This window comes from Granulicella pectinivorans (assembly GCF_900114625.1).
GTDB lineage: Bacteria > Acidobacteriota > Terriglobia > Terriglobales > Acidobacteriaceae > Edaphobacter > Edaphobacter pectinivorans.
This window is the reverse complement of the sequence record NZ_FOZL01000001.1, coordinates 727,719-744,459: the sequence shown is the minus strand read 5'-3', so window position 1 is coordinate 744,459 and position 16,741 is coordinate 727,719. Positions and strand designations below refer to the sequence as shown.

The 16,741-nt window shown below is 61.6% G+C and carries 11 protein-coding genes and 1 tRNA gene; 10 read left to right on the top strand and 2 right to left on the bottom strand.

Translation table 11 applies throughout. The features are described from left to right. Window positions 1-147 precede the first annotated feature (147 nt). Window positions 148-2,316 carry a DUF6600 domain-containing protein gene (locus tag BM400_RS02850; protein WP_141223788.1) on the top strand — a complete coding sequence of 723 codons (2,169 nt, stop codon included), beginning with the start codon at window positions 148-150 and terminating at the stop codon, window positions 2,314-2,316. Window positions 2,317-2,368: 52 nt separating this feature from the next. Here BM400_RS02850 and BM400_RS02845 read toward each other — a convergent pair whose 3' ends face one another. Continuing rightward, window positions 2,369-2,560 carry a hypothetical protein gene (locus BM400_RS02845; protein WP_089836446.1) on the bottom strand — a complete coding sequence of 64 codons (192 nt, stop codon included), beginning with the start codon at window positions 2,558-2,560 and terminating at the stop codon, window positions 2,369-2,371. A 150-nt stretch (window positions 2,561-2,710) separates the two neighbouring features. Here BM400_RS02845 and BM400_RS02840 point away from each other — a divergent pair, with 150 nt between their 5' ends. The 4 genes from BM400_RS02840 (at window position 2,711) to BM400_RS02825 (ending at window position 6,631) form a co-directional block, all read left to right on the top strand. Next, window positions 2,711-3,292 (top strand): MerR family transcriptional regulator, encoded by a 582-nt coding sequence (locus BM400_RS02840; RefSeq protein ID WP_089836444.1) that lies wholly within the window; start codon window positions 2,711-2,713, stop codon window positions 3,290-3,292. A 15-nt stretch (window positions 3,293-3,307) separates the two neighbouring features. Beyond that, a complete protein-coding gene (locus BM400_RS21545; protein WP_141223787.1) occupies window positions 3,308-4,210 on the top strand; it encodes a hypothetical protein in 903 nt (300 codons plus the stop codon). A 338-nt stretch (window positions 4,211-4,548) separates the two neighbouring features. Continuing rightward, the gene (locus tag BM400_RS02830; RefSeq protein WP_089836440.1) at window positions 4,549-6,135 is read left to right on the top strand and encodes a flavin monoamine oxidase family protein; all 1,587 of its coding nucleotides are present in this window, start codon (window positions 4,549-4,551) and stop codon (window positions 6,133-6,135) included. 10 nt (window positions 6,136-6,145) lie between these two features. Next, a complete protein-coding gene (locus tag BM400_RS02825; protein ID WP_245781648.1) occupies window positions 6,146-6,631 on the top strand; it encodes a Rid family hydrolase in 486 nt (161 codons plus the stop codon). 169 nt (window positions 6,632-6,800) lie between these two features. Here BM400_RS02825 and BM400_RS02820 read toward each other — a convergent pair whose 3' ends face one another. Further along, window positions 6,801-7,043, bottom strand: coding sequence for a hypothetical protein (locus tag BM400_RS02820; protein ID WP_089836438.1), 243 nt, complete (start codon window positions 7,041-7,043; stop codon window positions 6,801-6,803). A gap of 663 nt (window positions 7,044-7,706) precedes the next feature. Here BM400_RS02820 and BM400_RS02815 point away from each other — a divergent pair. The 5 genes from BM400_RS02815 (at window position 7,707) to BM400_RS02795 (ending at window position 16,728) form a co-directional block, all read left to right on the top strand. Continuing rightward, on the top strand, window positions 7,707-11,195 hold the full coding sequence (locus BM400_RS02815) for a carboxypeptidase-like regulatory domain-containing protein (protein ID WP_245781647.1): 3,489 nt from the start codon (window positions 7,707-7,709) through the stop codon (window positions 11,193-11,195). 228 nt (window positions 11,196-11,423) lie between these two features. Further along, a tRNA-Phe gene (locus tag BM400_RS02810) sits at window positions 11,424-11,498 on the top strand. 224 nt (window positions 11,499-11,722) lie between these two features. Continuing rightward, entirely contained in the window at window positions 11,723-12,997 is a 1,275-nt protein-coding gene (locus BM400_RS02805) for a hypothetical protein (RefSeq protein WP_245781646.1), read from the top strand. A gap of 272 nt (window positions 12,998-13,269) precedes the next feature. Next, window positions 13,270-15,537 (top strand): alpha-N-acetylglucosaminidase, encoded by a 2,268-nt coding sequence (locus tag BM400_RS02800; RefSeq protein ID WP_089836432.1) that lies wholly within the window; start codon window positions 13,270-13,272, stop codon window positions 15,535-15,537. A gap of 39 nt (window positions 15,538-15,576) precedes the next feature. Then, entirely contained in the window at window positions 15,577-16,728 is a 1,152-nt protein-coding gene (locus tag BM400_RS02795) for an acyltransferase family protein (RefSeq protein WP_089836430.1), read from the top strand. The last annotated feature ends 13 nt before the right edge of the window (window positions 16,729-16,741 follow it).

Sequence of the window (16,741 nt, the reverse complement as noted above, 5' to 3'; positions counted from 1 at the left end):
GTCCGAACGGAAGCCACGGAGAACCGAATCAAAGAGAGGAAAGACGGATAAGCGAAGGCAACGGCAACAAAATACAGGCGTGCGATGCCGAACCGGAGCGATTAGGGTTATTAGGGAAAGACGCGGGGTTTTGTGTCGGAGGCAGGAATGAACGTTCTTAGAGGGTTTGCTTTGCATCGGTTTGCGCTGGTCGCGGTGGTTTTGATGGGTGGAACGACGGCGGTAGCACGGGCGCAGGATCAGCAGCCGATGCCGCAAGACCAGCAGCAGGGACAGGCGCAAGATCCACCCGACCGCATCGCGCGTGTTTCGTTCCTCCAGGGGGACGTGTCGCTGCAACCGGCCTCACCGAACGGGGACGCAGCGTTTGCGGCGGCGGAGATCAACTACACATTGAGCGTAGGAGATCGCTTCTACACCGGGCAGAACGGTATGGGAGAGCTGGAAAGCGACAACCTGGCGCTGAGGCTTGGCGGCCTTACGGATGTGACGCTCCAGAGCTTTTCGCAGGACTATGTGCAGTTGGGGCTGGCGCAGGGCAGCATGCGGGTGCGGAGTTACTCGATCGGCCAGCCCGGGTCGCTTGAGATCGATACGTCCAATGGGGCGTTTACCGTGCTGCAGGCCGGCGACGTGCGCGTCAGCAGCTATCCCGGATTTGGGCAGAGGCCGGACACCACGATCGTCACGGTGAATGCAGGCCGGGTCCAGGCCGTTTCGAACGGCGTGAATACGGTCGTGGAGTCCGGGCAGGTACTGCGGATCGACAGCACCGGTCAGGACGGACAGGCACAGGCGCAGTTCGTGCAGATGCTGCCGATGGATACCCTCGACCAGTTCGACCAGCAGAGGGATGAGCAGAGAGCGGCGGCCGCGGCTGAGATTCGCGATCAGTATGTGAATCCGGGCATGGTCGGGTACGACGATCTGCAGACCTATGGGGACTGGGCGCCTTCGCCCGACTACGGGCAGGTCTGGTACCCGCGGGCGATCGATGCGGGTTGGTCGCCGTACCACAATGGGCATTGGGCTTACATCGCTCCGTGGGGATACACCTGGGTCGAGGCGGAACCCTGGGGCTTCGCGCCGTTCCACTATGGGAGGTGGGCTCAGTTTGGCGGTCGTTGGGGTTGGGTCCCCGGACCGCCGGTCGTAAGACCGATCTACTCGCCGGCACTGGTTGCGTTTGTGGGCGGCGGCGGGTTCTCGCTCTCGGTACGGGTGGGCGGCGGCGGAGGGGTTGCCGCATGGTTCCCGCTGGGACCCCGCGAGCCGTTTGTGCCCTGGTACAGAGCCAGCCCGGGGTATGTGAACCGGGTCAATGTCTCGAATATCTACAACCGCAACACGGTTGAGGTGCGAAACGTGTACGTGAACAGGACGACCAATGTTTATGGGAACAACACGACCAATGTGTATGTGAATCGCGACCGGGGCATGGTGGCGGTGCCGCAGCAGGCGTTTGTGCAGGGCCGCCAGGTGCGCAGCGTGCAGTTGCGCGTGGATCCGCGGCAGATACAGCAGGCCCAGGTAATGACGCGTCCTCCGGAGATGGGAGGCAGGCCGCAGCCGGCGCAGGGTCTTGCTCCTGCCAGAGCCGTGCCGCAGCAGCAGGCCAGACCGCACTTCCAGGGACGCTTCCAGGGGCAGGGCTCCAGTCAGGGGCCGGGGCGGTTTCAGGGTCAGGGTGGACAGCGGTTTGGGCAGCAGCCAGTCCAGACCCCGCAGCAGCCCAGTCAGACGCAGCAGCCCAGTCAGACGCAACAGCCCAGTCGGCCGCAGCCGGCGCAGGGACGCCCCGTCGGTCAGTCTCAGCCTCCGGTTCCGGGCGGCGTGTTGCAGACGCCTACACCGGCGAGAATTCCAGGCGGGATGAGGCCGCAGAACCCGGGGAACAGCAATCCGGATCTGCCTCCGAACCCGGTGCAGCGGCCGACGCCCCAGCAGCAGCCAGGCCGGACGCAGGATGGACAGGACCTCAACGCACCCGTGGGCGGCGGACGGAACATGAGGCAGGCTGATCCGGGCATGATCCGTCCTGGAACTCCTGCCGCGCCCACGCAGCAGCCGCAGCGGCCCACGCAGGACCAGAGGCCGCAGCAGGACCGCCGTCAGGAGCAGCCTCAGAGGCCGGTGACGCCTGTGCCCACGCCCGCTCCGGCGCAACAGCAGGTGAGGCCGCAACCCGCCCCGGCTGCTCCACAGCCGCAGGTTCGGCCTCCGCAGGCGGCGGCTCCGCAACCGCAGAGACAGCCCGGCCCGCAGCGGCAGCAGCCTCCGCCAAGACCGGTTGAACATCACGAAGAGCCCAAGTGAAAACGGCCCCCGAATCCTCGGGGGCCGTCCTTTTGCGCAGAACGCGACTTCGTTAGTCCCTTGGTTTTGCTTTGCTGAGTTCTTCGCTGTGGCGGTGAGCATTCAGGGAGTGCTCGTGGGCCTGCTGGGTGAGCTCATGGGCGGTCAGGTGGTCCCCCTTGCCGTGAGCCGTAGCTGCGGCGGCATGGGCGTGCGAGGCAAGATTGTGAAGTTCGGCGACACGGTCGTGAGGGCTCTGGGGCATGGTGTTTCTCCTGCTGGATTCGATGCAGGGTGCAGCGGTGCGGGTATCCGGCTTGGGTCAGTCGGGGAATAAATGCGCGAATAACAGCCATGGTTGCCCTATACTTAGGGCACATTCCGCCGGACGATTCCTTCTCCGCGGTTCCAGACTATGGGGCAAAAACAGCCAATCCGTCAGGCGACGCAAGGCTCCGAGATTCCGGACAAGCTGTATTTCCGTATCGGGGACGTCGCGAAGCTGTGCGAGGTTCCGGCCTACGTGCTGCGTTTCTGGGAGAGTGAGTTTCCGCAACTGAAGCCCAACAAGGGCGGTACGGGGCAGAGACTCTATCGCCGTCGCGATGTCGAGATGGCACTGAAGATCAAGAAGCTGCTGTACGAAGAGGGCTACACCATTCCCGGGGCGAGGCAGTTGTTGAAGGTCGAGCCACGGGGAGGCTCTGCGGCGCCGCAACTTGCCCTGGCAATCGAGTCAGCTCCGGGTGGAGTTTCTGTTCCTGCAAGAGACACGAAGCGGATGGAGAAGCTGCGCAAAGAGCTGGAAGAGCTGCATGCGCTCTTGTCCCGGCCGGTTGCGGCGGTGGCACCCGCCCCTGTGCAGACGATTCGCGCTCCGCGGGTGCGTACGCTCTCGATCGCTCCGGTCACTCCGTCTGTCCCGCTTGCACCAACTCTGGGGCTGTTCGATCTTTATCCTGAATTGGATCTTCTGGATACGTCTCGGGACAGCTAGAATTGCAGATACACCATGCCAACCCAGGGCTCGACCGCCATGCCGGATTCGCAGCAGACGCTTGAAAACACGGTAGTTCCCGAAACCGCGCAGCCTGAGAGCTCATCGGGGGATACGTGCCGGTTTTGCGCCAGCCGCCAATTCAAGCGCTCGCGCCTGCATACAGGGGACTTGCTGACGCTGTTGCGTCTGCGTCGGCCAGCGCGGTGTCTGAAGTGCGGGCAGTTGCAGACGATCAGTTTGAAAACGGCAAAGTCGGCCTTGCCGGCGGGAAACCGCAATGGGCCGACGCATGAGGTGCGGTTGCCGCAGCCGGCGCAACCGATCGTTCCGGCCCCGCCTGTCGCTCAGCCAATTCCACCCGTGCAGCCCGTACGGGATTCACGGACTGTGCGGCCTGTAGCCCTGACTGAGTCCGGGGTGAGAGCGCAGCACGCAGATAACCGCGATGCGATTCCACACGCGCTGTTGCGGGATGCGCTGGATATTCGGTGTCAGTATTGTCCGGCGCAGGCGTTTCGCCGGTCGCGGTTCCGTCTGCAGGATGTCATGCAGATTCTGACCATGCGTTACTCGGTGCGCTGTCTGCGCTGCGGGCAAAGGCAGGTGGTCAATTTCATGGTGGCCGCTTCGGGTGTTCCCTCGTCCTACAAGCAGGCGCGAGCGCTGCGCAATACGGAGACGTGGGAGCAGTTTACGGCCAGCGCCGCGCCCCCCGCGCCACGCGTAAAGGCCACCGCTCCGCTGGCTCCGGTGATTGGGCAGACCTACACGTTGAAGGATATTCCGGTGGGTCAGGAAGTGGCTTTGCCGACGACGATGAAGCAGGAGCATCGTCTGCGGGAGAGCAAACCGACGCCCGCCTCGGTGCCCGCCGCACCGGTCAAACGCCGCTCCGAAGATGAGTCCATCTGGTAATGGTTTCTGCAATTTGCCGTGCATTCTGGCGGTTTTAGAATGAGGTCCGTCTCTGCGACCCATGGCGCGGTGGTGCGTCAGGTGTGATTTTGGTCACTGCATTCCGGGTGAAATGCGGTATTGTCAAAGAACAATCTCTTCATCTCTGGCTGTGCGGACGCTCCCCGTTTTGGAGAACGCTCCGGCTCCCCTCACCGTTTCCCGGCACCGTCGTATGGGCTTTTCTGTTGCATCCGATGCCGGGCTCCTCTGTCTTTTCTGGCGGCGAAGGCGCTGATATATCTGGGCGAATCGCTGCACCGGTCAACGCAGTATCACCACGGTTGTGAGGTGTTTCTATGGCATTTACCAGGCGCGATTTCCTGACGCGCGTAGGGCAGGCTGGTGGTTACAGCGCTGCGTTCGCCACCATGCAGTCTCTGGGGCTGATGCCCATGAAGGCGATGGCGGCGGAACCGATTCGGGCTGAGTCCGGTGCGGGCGCGGGGACAAAGGTCGTAGTGGCCGGCGGCGGAATTGGCGGTCTGGTAACGGCATACGAGCTTAAGAAGCTCGGCTATAACGTGACGCTACTCGAAGCGCGGACGCGTCCTGGCGGAAGGAACTGGAGCGCCAAGGGTGGAGATGTCGTCGAGTTCGTCGACGGCACGAAGCAGAATGTCACCTGGAGCCCTGGGCTCTATCAGAACATGGGACCGGCGCGTCTCCCTTCGGTACATGGGACGATTCTGGGGTATTGTCGTGAGCTCAAAGTTCCACTCGAGGTCGAGGTCAATACGTCGCGTTCGACGATGCTGCAGAACGACAAGGTGAATGGTGGCAAGGCATACGTGCAGAGGCAGGCGCTGAACGATACGCGCGGCCATGTGAGCGAGCTCTTGTCGAAGGCTGTTGCGGGTGGCGCGCTGGACCAGGACCTCTCCAAGGAAGACAAGCAGAGGATGGTCGAGTTCCTGAAGGTCTATGGGCCTCTCGACAAGACGGGTTCATACAAGGGTTCGGACCGCTCGGCGATCAAGCAGTATCCGGGTGCCGGCGCGCAGGACATGATCGTGGATAACGACCCGATCCCCATGCATACGCTGCTGGATGCGAACTTCTGGGGCGGCATTCTGTACGAAGAGGCATGGGATTGGCAGGCCACCATGATGCAGCCGGTTGGCGGCATGGCCCAGATTCCGTATGCGTTTGCGAAGGCACTGGGACCTGTCGTCGTGTACGACGCTCCCGTGACGGAGATTCTCAAGAGCGGCAATGGCGTCAAGGTGAGCTATACGAAGGGTGGCGTAACGCACCATATCGACGCGGACTACTGCGTGTGCGCGATGCCTCTGACGATCCTGAACAAGATCAAGGCAGACCTGGATCCGGCACACAAAGCGACGGTCGAGCGTTGCGCGAAGTCGTATCGCGGGTCGTACAAGATCCCATGGGAAGCACCGCGCTTCTGGGAGAAGAAGTACAACATCTACGGCGGACTGTCGTTCCTGTCGCAGGGGCCGAGCCCGATCTGGTATCCATCGGCCAATCTCATGTCGGACACTGGCATCATCGTGTCGGGATATATGGATGAATCGAACGATGGGTTCGCGGCGCTGACGCTCGAAGAGAAGTTTGCCAAGTCGCGGGCGTCGGTCGAGAAGCTGCACCCTGGCCACGGCGCGGAACTGACGAAGCCGGTCTTCTGCGGATGGAAGCACATCAAGTGGAACGAGGGCTCCTGGATCGGTACGATTCCCGCAGCCGACTACGACACGATCACAACTCCGGACGGCCCCATTTACTTTGCAGGCGACCATGCAAGCCATGTGGTGGGCTGGCAGGAGGGCGCGGCAGCCAGCGCGCGGCGTGCGGTACAGATGATCTCCGACAAGGTGAAGGCGGCACGTCTGGCCGGTCACGCAAACACGACAATCAACGCGTAACGAGGAGAGCATGATGAAGCTGAAGAGGATGATGTTGGCTGGTGCGTTGATGGTTGCGGGTTCGATGAACGCGCAGGTTGCTGTAAAGCATATTCAGTCGGAGACGTCTCCGATTGCCACGGGAGTATGGGCAGGCGATACGTTCTATCTCAGCGGACAGCTCCCCTCCCCGGTCACTCCGGCGGATGCCGCCAAGGGAATCCCGGCCGACTATGGGGACACGAAGGCGCAGGCGGCCAGCGTGTTCGCAAAGATCCAGGGCCTCTTGAAAGCGCAGGGACTGGACATGAAGGAAGTCGTCAAGATGACGGTCTTCCTCTCGGCTGATCCCAAGACGGGCAAGCTCGAGTTCGCGCAGATGAACTCGGAGTACGTGAAGTACTTCGGGACCAAAGAGCAGCCCAACAAGCCCGCGCGTTCGGCGGTGCAGGTTGCGGCGTTGGTGGCCCCGTGGGCAGCGCTCGAGATCGAAGTGATCGCGGTCAAAGGTAAGTAACGCTTCTAGTTACAAAGTAAGAAGGCCCCGGAACCCGTCCGGGGCCTTCTTGTTTCCATCTCGCGAAACGACGAAAGTGCGCGAAAGAAAACTACGTCGAAAGGGCTGTAAACAGCGGCGACGGTGGGTGTATCCATCAAAAAATTGAAGCAGTTTTAGACCACGCCATTTAGGCAGAAGTCCTTACGCCCACCACGTTGGGCTCGATCTGCCACGTGCGGCCAGGGGAGACGTCCTTCCAGCGCATGGCCGCGATCGCCGACTGGCCATTGCTCCCGGGCTCGGTGTCGAGCAGGCTGACGTATCCCTTGCCGTGAAAGCTGAAGGCAAGCACCAAGTCATGCAGGGGCTCGCTCGACCCGGCGTAGACGGCGATGTTGCGTTCCTTCACTCCGTTCAGCCTCACCGTCATGTCGTAGCGACCGTCTTCGCGTGCGATGCCCCGAGTGGCTTCAAAGGCATCGCACTGAATGTAACCGAAAACGTGGCAAATTAATCCGTACCCCTGGGTGAAAATCCGATCGGTCGCGCGCGCGTTATTTAGAAGCGCGATCACAGGAACACACCACAAAGAATAAATTCCCAAAAAAACTTATTGACATGAGATAGATGCCCCGATAGTCTCGGGAACATTACCGAAAAGGCAAAAAGATGCGTCAATGAGGCCACCAATGAAAACGGCCCTCATGAAAAGTGTATCTGCCATCCGCCGCACACACGGGCCTTTCGCCGTGCGTCGACAGGGAGAGTCCCTCTCTCCCGCTGTACTTATCTGTAACCCGTTCGTCTTGCTTCATCAGTTGTCCAACGGTTCGTTTGTTTGCAGAGATGTCACAGCTTTCTAGTTTGTTCCTTGTAGTCCAGAGATAGTTCAGAGATGAGTTGAGCCAACACCGGAGCACCGATCATGGTGCCGGTCTTGCAGTTGCCTTATAGGCGGCCTCGATCGAGGTGTCTTCCAAGAGCTTTTCCATCGTCAACGTTTCACCCTTTGCCGACGGCACCGATCCGTCTGCGACGACACCACCCTATTCTTCCAAGTCAAACCGCTACACAACCTTTCGGAGGCTTACCCTTGATCCAAAAAAACAAGCTAGTCCAACTTCTTATGCTTGCCGTCCTGTTGGTCGCCTCGTTGGCGACCGGCATGGCGCAGTCGAACTACGGTGTAATCCGCGGTATCGTGGCCGACCCGCAGGGTGCTCCGATCGCGGGCGCGACGGTGATTCTCACCTCGCAGGCAAAGAAGATTGCGCGTACGACGGTGACGAACGGCTCCGGCGAGTATGTCTTCAACGCGGTCGATCCCGATGTGTACACGGTCGATGTAACGGCAGCGAACTTCAAGAAGAGCAGCCAGTCCGGCCTGATCGTCGAAACCGGAAATGCGCTGACGGTGGACACGAAGCTAAGTGTTGGATCGACGAGTGAGGTCGTTGAAGTGACTGCTTCCGAACCCCTGGTGGATAACGGAACCAGTTACAACGGGCAGTTGATCGATTCGCAGAAACTGCAGAACCTGCCTAATCCCGGACGCAACCCCTTCCTCTTTTCCAAGCTCGATAACGCGGTGACGCCCGTCGGCGATCCGCGTTTTGTGCGTTTCCAGGATCAGTCCGGATCTTCGACCATCTCCATTGCAGGTGCTCCGCTAAGCTCGAACAACTACTCCGTCGACGGCATCCCAATCACCGATATGTCGAACCGCGCCGTGATCATTCCTTCGATCGAAGCAGTCGATGAAGTGAAGCTGCAGGCCAACACCTACGATGCCGAGATCGGCCGTACCTCGGGCGGCATGTTCAATACCACGCTGAAGAGTGGCTCCAGCCGCCTGCATGGCGTACTGCAAGGTGAGACCCGCCAGACCAACTGGGGCGCAAATCTTTTCTTCAACAACCGCACACCCTCCACCATCAACGGTGTCACCTCTCCGACCACCCCACGCGGTGCCGCTGAGTTCTACAGCTACGTCGGCAGCCTCTCCGGTCCAATTCCCCTGCCGCACATCCTCGGTGGGCCGAACAAGACCTTCTTCGCGATTACGGAAGAGGGCTATCGCCAGCGTTCTCCGCTGACCGCTGCAAATGCCTTCGCGGTTCCCACGGTGTTGCAGCGCGGAACGAGCACGGTACCAGGCGGTAACTTCTCCGAGATCGGCACTGTGAATGCAGCGACCGGGTTGTGCGCTACTGGCCGATGCGTCTACGATCCGCTGACCGGCAAGCCATTTCCCGGAAACATCATTCCGGCGAGCCGCATCAACACAGTCGGCCAGAACTTGATCAATGCGTATCCTCTCCCGAACACGACGGTGACGTCATATGGTGGTTTCAACTTCAATGGCGGCGACACCCTGGGTGATCGCGCGGATGAGTTCAACGGCAAGCTGACGCATCAATTCGGCGAGCGCTGGCTGGCCGACTTCTACTACCTGCACTATGGCTCGAAGGAGCCGGGCGGCAACGCCCTGACGACGGCAGCCGGCAGCTCGTCTTCATACCTGCTGTATCGCAAGGTCGACGCGATCGGTATTCAGAACACGGTGACCATCAACCCAACCACCGTCGGTACGATCGGCTTCGGCTTCAACCGCTTCCCGAATGACACGCAGGACATCAGCAAGGGCTTCAACCAGGCGACCCTCGGCTTCCCTGCGAACTATGTTGCAGCCCTTTCGAAGACGGGTTTCCCGGCCATCACGACGGACTCGGGCCTGAGCAACGAAGGCACATCGAACTCCGGTCCGGCTGTTTACTTCTCGCGCAACTTCGTCGTCGGTATCGCGAAGAGCCTTGGCAAGCACAGCGTGAAGACAGGATACGTGTTCCGCGCGATCAGCCTCAGCTTCACCAGCTTGAGCACCACGTCCGGTACGTTTGCCTTCGACAGCACGCTGACTGCGGCTCCGGCTGCGAACATTCCGACGGGTACGACTGCAGGCGCAACCGCAGCGGATATGCTCCTCGGGTATGCCACCTCTGGTTCGCTCGTCATTCCTGCTCCTCTGGCCATCACCACGGCGTATCAGGCGGCTTATCTCCAGGATGACTATCGCGTGACATCCAAGTTGACCCTCAACCTCGGCTTCCGCTACGAGTATGAGCCCGGCGTCCACGAGCGCAACAACCACTACGCGGTTGGCTTCGATCGCAGCGCAACTTACAGCGCATTCGGCTCCGGAGTACAGGCCACGGGTGGCGTCGAGTTCGCCGGACAGAACGGCTATCCCACCACAACGGGAGCAACGGGCAGCAAGTTTTCTCCGCGTGCCGGCTTCGCCTATGCCCTCGACAACAAGACGGTCGTCAAGGGTGGCGCCGGTGTCTTCTACATTCCCATCGTGTACAGCGGATCGGCTTCGCTGGCTCCTGGCTATGTGTTGACGAATAGCTTCTCGCAGAGCTCGGCCACGATCAGCCTGAGCAATCCGTTTCCAACCCTCAAGACACAGGCAACGGGCAACAGCAACGGTCTGAGCACGAACATTGGAACGTCCCTGACGGTAATCGACCAGAATCGCCGCGGACCGCTCTATGACTCATTCTCGTTGGCCGTCGAGCATGAGTTCCCGCTCGGCATCGCATTCAAGGTCGGCTACGTCGGCGGTCACGGACGCAACCTGCTCAACAGCCTGAATATCAACCAGCTTCCGGACAACCAGTACTCGAAGGGCGCCGCTCTCACGACGGGTGGCACCACGACCAATCCCTACGCTGGACTTGGCGCATTCGGTACGGGCAAGGTTGCCCTCTACCAGACGCTTCTTCCCTTCCCCCAGTACCAGGGCATCAGCGAGTCGGTCAGCGATGGCCGGTCTGACTACAACTCGCTGGACCTGAAGGTACAGAAGCGCTTTACCCGTGGCATTACGCTGCTGGCGGCTTACACTTGGTCGTCGAATTGGGATAACCAGTGGGGCGCGTCCAGTACCCTCAACCCCGGCAACAACGGTCCCCAGGACATCTACAACCTGGCTCCCGAGTACTCGCGTGCCATCAACAACCTTCCCAACCGCTTCACGGTGGCCGGTACGTACGAGCTTCCGTTCGGACGTGGCAAGCAGTTCATGGCTGGTGCGAGCAAGTGGCTCGACCTGGTCGTGGGTGGCTGGCGCTTCAACGACGTCATGATCTTGCAGAGTGGTGGTCCGATGGCGATCACGCAGTCGAACTCGAACTCCTCGCTCGGAAACGGGGCGATGCGTCCGACGATCGTGCCGGGAGTCAACCCCTGCAAATCGGGTAGCCCCGAGGGCCGTCTCACCAACTACTTCAACGTGGCGGCCTTCTCGATCACGCCGCAGTTCGGGTATGGCAACCAGCCCCGCACCAGCAACTGCTACGGACCTGGCTATGTGAACTCCGATCTGTCGCTCAACAAGAACTTCAACATCACCGAGAAGATCCACGCTGAGTTCCGGGCGGAGGCGCTCAACGCCTTCAACACCCCGCAGTTCAATGGACCTGCTCTCAACATCAGCACACCGGCCAGTGCGGGTCAGATCACCGGTACGCTCGGTTTCCCCCGTCTGGTTCAGCTTGGTGGTCGTCTCACCTTCTAGCCACAACCGACCGCAGAAGAGCGAAGGGAGCGCGAAGAATGCGCTCCCTTCGCTTTTTTGGCTGAGCGTTGGTATACTCACAGAGACAGCAGAGAAGCCGGCTCCCCGCTGGCTGGTGAATTCCTCAGACAACGCCTTTCGTAGGCAGGTTCGGCGGATAAAGTCTGGGTCAGTCGTGTTGAAACGGAACTTGGCGGTTTCAGCGCGATAGTTGTGTAGCAATGCCAAGGCCAGATAGCTCAGTGGTAGAGCGCGGCCCTGAAAAGGCCGGCGTCGGCGGTTCGATCCCGTCTCTGGCCACCACTTCTCTGCAGGTAGCCCGGAACCTCACCCTTGCTTGCATGTTCGTGTTCTGGCTCTGGAGAGTAGAGCAAGTGATTCGACCCTTAGCCAGCATCCCTCCACGAATCCCGGCCTGGCCGCCTTCAGTGCGGCTCAATGGACGAAAATGATAAATTCTAAGAATTGCCATCGATGCCACTTCGAAGCTTGGGGACTCGTCCCAGCGTGAACCTGCTCAGCCGGTCGTGGACGAACGGCTGCTGCTGCTTCAGCGCATCGTTGCCTCGCGTACCTTCGCCAAGTCTCCCCGGCTCACCCGGTTTCTTGAATTCATCTGTGTCTCGCTGATCGAGGGTCGCGCCCGTGAGATCAACGAGCAGCAGATCGGCATCCACGTCTTCGGACGCTCCGCTACCTACAGCGCCTCGGACGACAGTATCGTTCGCAGCCAGGCTCGCCTCCTCCGTCAGCGGCTCGAGGAGTACTTCGAGACCGAGAGCCCGCTCAGCACACTGATCGTCACCATTCCCAAGGGTGGCTACGTACCCGTCTTTGAGACGCGCAGCAGCACCGCGGCACCGGTCGTTCGGGCTCCAACAATCCACGCGCCCACTCCGGAAGAGACCTCCACGCCCATCGCGGTCGCTCCTTCTTCTCGTGGTCCACGCTTCGGGACAGCCCTCCTCGTCATAGCGGTTCTCGTCCTCTTGCTCTCTGCTGGGCTGCTCTACCGCCGGATGCGGAGCCAGCGCGCAGAGGCCTCGGCCGATCCTCTCTGGTCGAAGCTCTTCACGCCCGAGCGTCCCGTGCTCATCGTCCCATCGGACGACGCCCTTGTCCTCTTTCAGGAGTTCACCCGGACTCCCGTCCAACTGGACGACTACCTCAGTGGCACCTACCTCTCCAAGGCAAATCTCCCCAGCATCGGCGGTGCGCCGCTCAGTGCCGAGTGGTTTGCCTCCCATCAATACACCAGCTCGGCCGACCTGAACCTCGCACTCCGGCTCGGTCGCCTTCCCCAGGCGATCGGGGCTGAGGTGGAAACCCGCAACGCACGTGTCCTCCGCATCGACGACCTCAAGAGCCGCAATGTCATCCTCATCGGCGGCAGCGGAGCCAATCCCTGGGTCAGCCTCTTCCAGAATCGACTCAACTTCGACGTCACCTGGGACTGGAAGGCCTCTGAGGGCTTTGTCCTCAATAAACACCCCGCCAAAGGGGAGGGTTCCATCTATCGCGAGACCCTCGCGGACGGCGCACGCCACAGCTATGGCGTGCTGGCCTTCCTGCCCGGCATTGAGGGAAACGGCGACGCGCTGCTCTTTGAGGGCACCGGCATGGCCGGAACCGAGTCCGCCGCCGACTTCCCGTTCTCCCCGGTCGCCTTCCAGAACTTCGCCCGCACCATCGGTGCGACGAAGGACCACATGCCCTACTTCGAGGTGCTGCTCGAGACCAGCAGCGTCGGAGGAAATGCTCCCGAGGCCAGTGTCATCACCTTCCGCATCATCCAGCCCTGATCCGTATCCAGGTAGGAAGCATCGAGAAGAGCAAAGCTCCTTCCTCGTCGTTTTGCTTGCCCCGAACTCTTGTTGAGTGCCCGGCACCGCCATTTCCTTCCCCCTGCCCATCCCGTCAAAGGGTTCCTCCAATCCGCGCCGTTTCGACGAACAAGGCAAACATCCCCGGAAACTCCTGATTTCACGGTGAAAACCGAGCCGGGAACGGTGAAAACGCTTTGCTCTTGACCACGCCGGGTGCGAATGTCGCGTATCGGAGAAAAGACTTTCGAATGTGGACGAGACGTAAATTCATCGAACTCTCATGTGCCAGCGCCGGGGCCGCCATCGTCACCCAGGCCGCCGAGGCATCCGTTTCGCCTGCTCCTGCGCCGCCTCGCAGGAAGCCCGGAAAGCCCTCCGCGGAGACGGCCATCTCCTCCTGCCGCGGAGTCCTGGAGCGCCAGCTCGGCGCCCGCGCCGCCGACTTCGACCTCAAACTCCTCCCCCTGGCCGAAGGCAACGAGGTCTATGAACTCTCATCCTCCGGGGGCCGCGTCACGGTCGCCGGCTCCAGCGGAGTCAGCCTCTGTCGCGCCATCTATAGCTATCTCCGTCAGTACTGCAACGTCATGATCACCTGGAGCGGCCGCAACCTGGCTCTTCCCCCCAGCTTTCCCGAGGTCGCGCACCAGCGCGTCGTCTGCCCCTACAAGTTCGTCCAGTACCTCAATCCCTGCACCTACGGATACACCATGGCGTTCTGGGACTGGCCGCGCTGGGAGCGCGAACTCGACTGGATGGCCCTGCACGGCATCACCATGCCGCTCGCCCTGGAGGGCCAGGAAGCCATCTGGAATCGCGTCTGGCTCGCCCTCGGACTCACCCAGCCCGAGATCGACACCTTCTCGGTCGGCCCCGCCCATCTGCCCTGGCACCGCATGGGCAACATCAACAACCTTGCCGGGCCCTTGCCGCAGCACTTCATCGACGAAAAGCGCCTCCTCCAGCACAAGATCCTCGACCGGATGCGCGAGCTTGGCATGAAGCCTGTCGCCCCCGCCTTCGCCGGTTTCGTCCCCCAGGGCTTCAAGCGCCTCCATCCCGAAGCGGACACCTTCACCCTCCTCTGGCTTCCCGAAGAGTTCAAGACCATCCCCCGCAGCACGCGCACCTTCATCCTCCACCCCGCCCAGCAGGGCCTCTACCGCCAGATCGGCAAGGCCTTCATCGACGCCTACAAGGCCGAGTACGGTGAGGTCCAGTACTACCTCGCCGACACCTTCAACGAACTCGCCGTCCCGGTCCGTCCCGACCACCGCTTCGAAGACCTCGAGCTCTTCGGCCGCACGGTCTTTGAAAGCATCCAGGCCGGTGACCCCAACGGTACCTGGGTGATGCAGGCATGGACCTTCGTCTACGACGCCGCTTTCTGGAACAACGACTCCGTTGAGGCGCTCCTGCGCGGCATCCCCAACGACCGAATGCTCATCATCGATTACGCCAACGACCTGACCCCCGCCGTCCAGGGCAAGTACTCGCCCAGCCAGTGGAAGGTCCAGAAGGCGTTCTTCGGCAAGCAGTGGATCAACGGCATGGCCCACACCTTCGGCGGCAACAACAATCTCAAGGGCAACCTCAAGCTCATGGCCTCGGAACCCGCCGCCGTTCTCGCCAGCCCCGACCGCGGCAACCTCGTCGGTTGGGGCATGTGCCCCGAAGGCATTGAGACCAACGAGGTCGTCTACGAGCTGATGACGGATGCCGGCTGGCAGACGGAACCCATCGACCTCGCTACCTGGATCCCCGCCTACTGCCGCTCCCGCTACGGCCTCTGTCCGCCGGCCACGGAGCAGGCGATGGCCCAGGCCTGGACGCTTCTGCTCCAGAGCGCCTACAGCGGCCACATCTGGATGACCAAGCAGGCCTGGCAGGGCGAGCCCAGCGCCCATCCCGTCGCCGCCTCCATCGACTCCGGCCCAACCTTCGTCCGCGCCGTCGAGCTCTTCCTCTCCTGCGCCCCCGTGCTTGGCCAGAACCAGCTCTACCGCAACGACCTCATCGAGATGATCGCCCAGGCCGTGGGTGGGGGCGTCGATAAGGCGTTGGCCCTCGCGGTCCAGGCCGGCGACGCGAGACAGCCCGAACTCGCAGTCCTCGAGGCCGACCGCGCAATCGCCTGGATGCGTCGCATCGACGGTCTCGTCAACCTCCGCGCCGACCGCCGCCTCGAGACCTGGATCGCCTCCTCCGCACTCTACGCCCAGGCCCCCGACGAGGCGGCCTTCTACGACGAAAACGCACGCCTCCTCATCACCACATGGGGTTGGCCCGAGCTCTCCGATTACGCCTCCCGCGTCTGGTCCGGTCTCATCCGCGACTACTACGCCGCCCGCTGGCAGGCATGGTTTTCCGCCCGCCACACCGGCGCCTCCTTCTCGCTCGACCTCTGGCAGCAGACCTGGCTGTCGTCACCCTACCGTCCCAGCAAACCGCTTGAGGTGCCTGACCTTATCGCCGAATCGCATGCCCTGCTCACCGAACTGCAGCACCTGTCCTAACCGCATTCGAACATCCGAACCGAAAGGAGAGACCGCATCATGTCGACCACAACTGCAGCCCCGTTCCAGGTCACGCCGCCGTCGACGCGTCTCCTCTCCATCGATCTCCTGCGCGGCCTCACCGTCGCCTTCATGATCCTCGTCAACAACAACGGCAACAACGACCTCGCCTACCGCACCCTGAACCACTCCCCCTGGAACGGCTTCACTCCGACCGACCTCGTCTTCCCCACCTTCCTCTTCATCATGGGCATCTCGATGGTGCTCTCCTTCAGCGCGCATCGCGCCAGGGGCACCAGCAAGGCCGCGATGCTTCCCGGCATCCTCCGCCGCTTCGTCCTGCTCTTCTTCTGGGGCCTGGTGGTCAACGGCTTCCCTTACTTCCACCTCGGCACCCTGCGCATCTACGGCGTCCTCCAGCGCTTCGCCGTCTGCTACCTTCTCTGCGCCCTGCTGCAGTTTGCGACCGGCCGTGTGGCTCCCCGGGTAATCCTCTTCGTCGCCGCGCTCGCCGGCTATTGGGCTCTGCTCCGCTTCGTTCCCATCCCCGGCCATGGTGTCCCGGGCCGCGACATCCCGTTTATGGATCACGACCTCAACCTTGTCGCGTGGATCGATCGTCACCTCCTCCCCGGCCGTCTCTTTGAAGGCACACGCGATCCCGAAGGTCTGCTCAGCGATCTCCCCGCCTTCGCCACCACACTGCTCGGTCTGCTCGCCGGAACCTGGATCACGCAACCGCGCCCCGCCGCCCGGAAAGTGATCGGCCTCCTCGTCGCAGGTGTTCTGCTCGTGGCGGCCGGCCTGCTCTGGTCCCAAACCTTCCCCATCAACAAGCGCCTTTGGACCAGTTCCTACGTCCTGTTCGCCGGCGGCTTGAGCCTTCTCCTCCTGGCGGCCTTCTACTTCGTGGTCGAAATCCGCCAATCCCGCGGCCGCTGGTCGTATCCGCTGCTCGTCTTCGGGACCAACGCCATCACGGCCTACGTGTTCTCGGAGTTGCTCTCGACCGTCGTCTCCGTCTTCAAGGTCAACGCCACCCAGAGCTTTCAGGTCCATGCCTACAACACCTGGTTCATCCACCTCGTCAACCCGGCCTTCGGTTCGTTCCTCTACTCCTTCCTTTTCGTCGTCGTTTGCTTCATTCCCACCTGGCTGCTCTATCGCAACCGCATCTTCATCAAGCTGTAGACCGAACGAGACC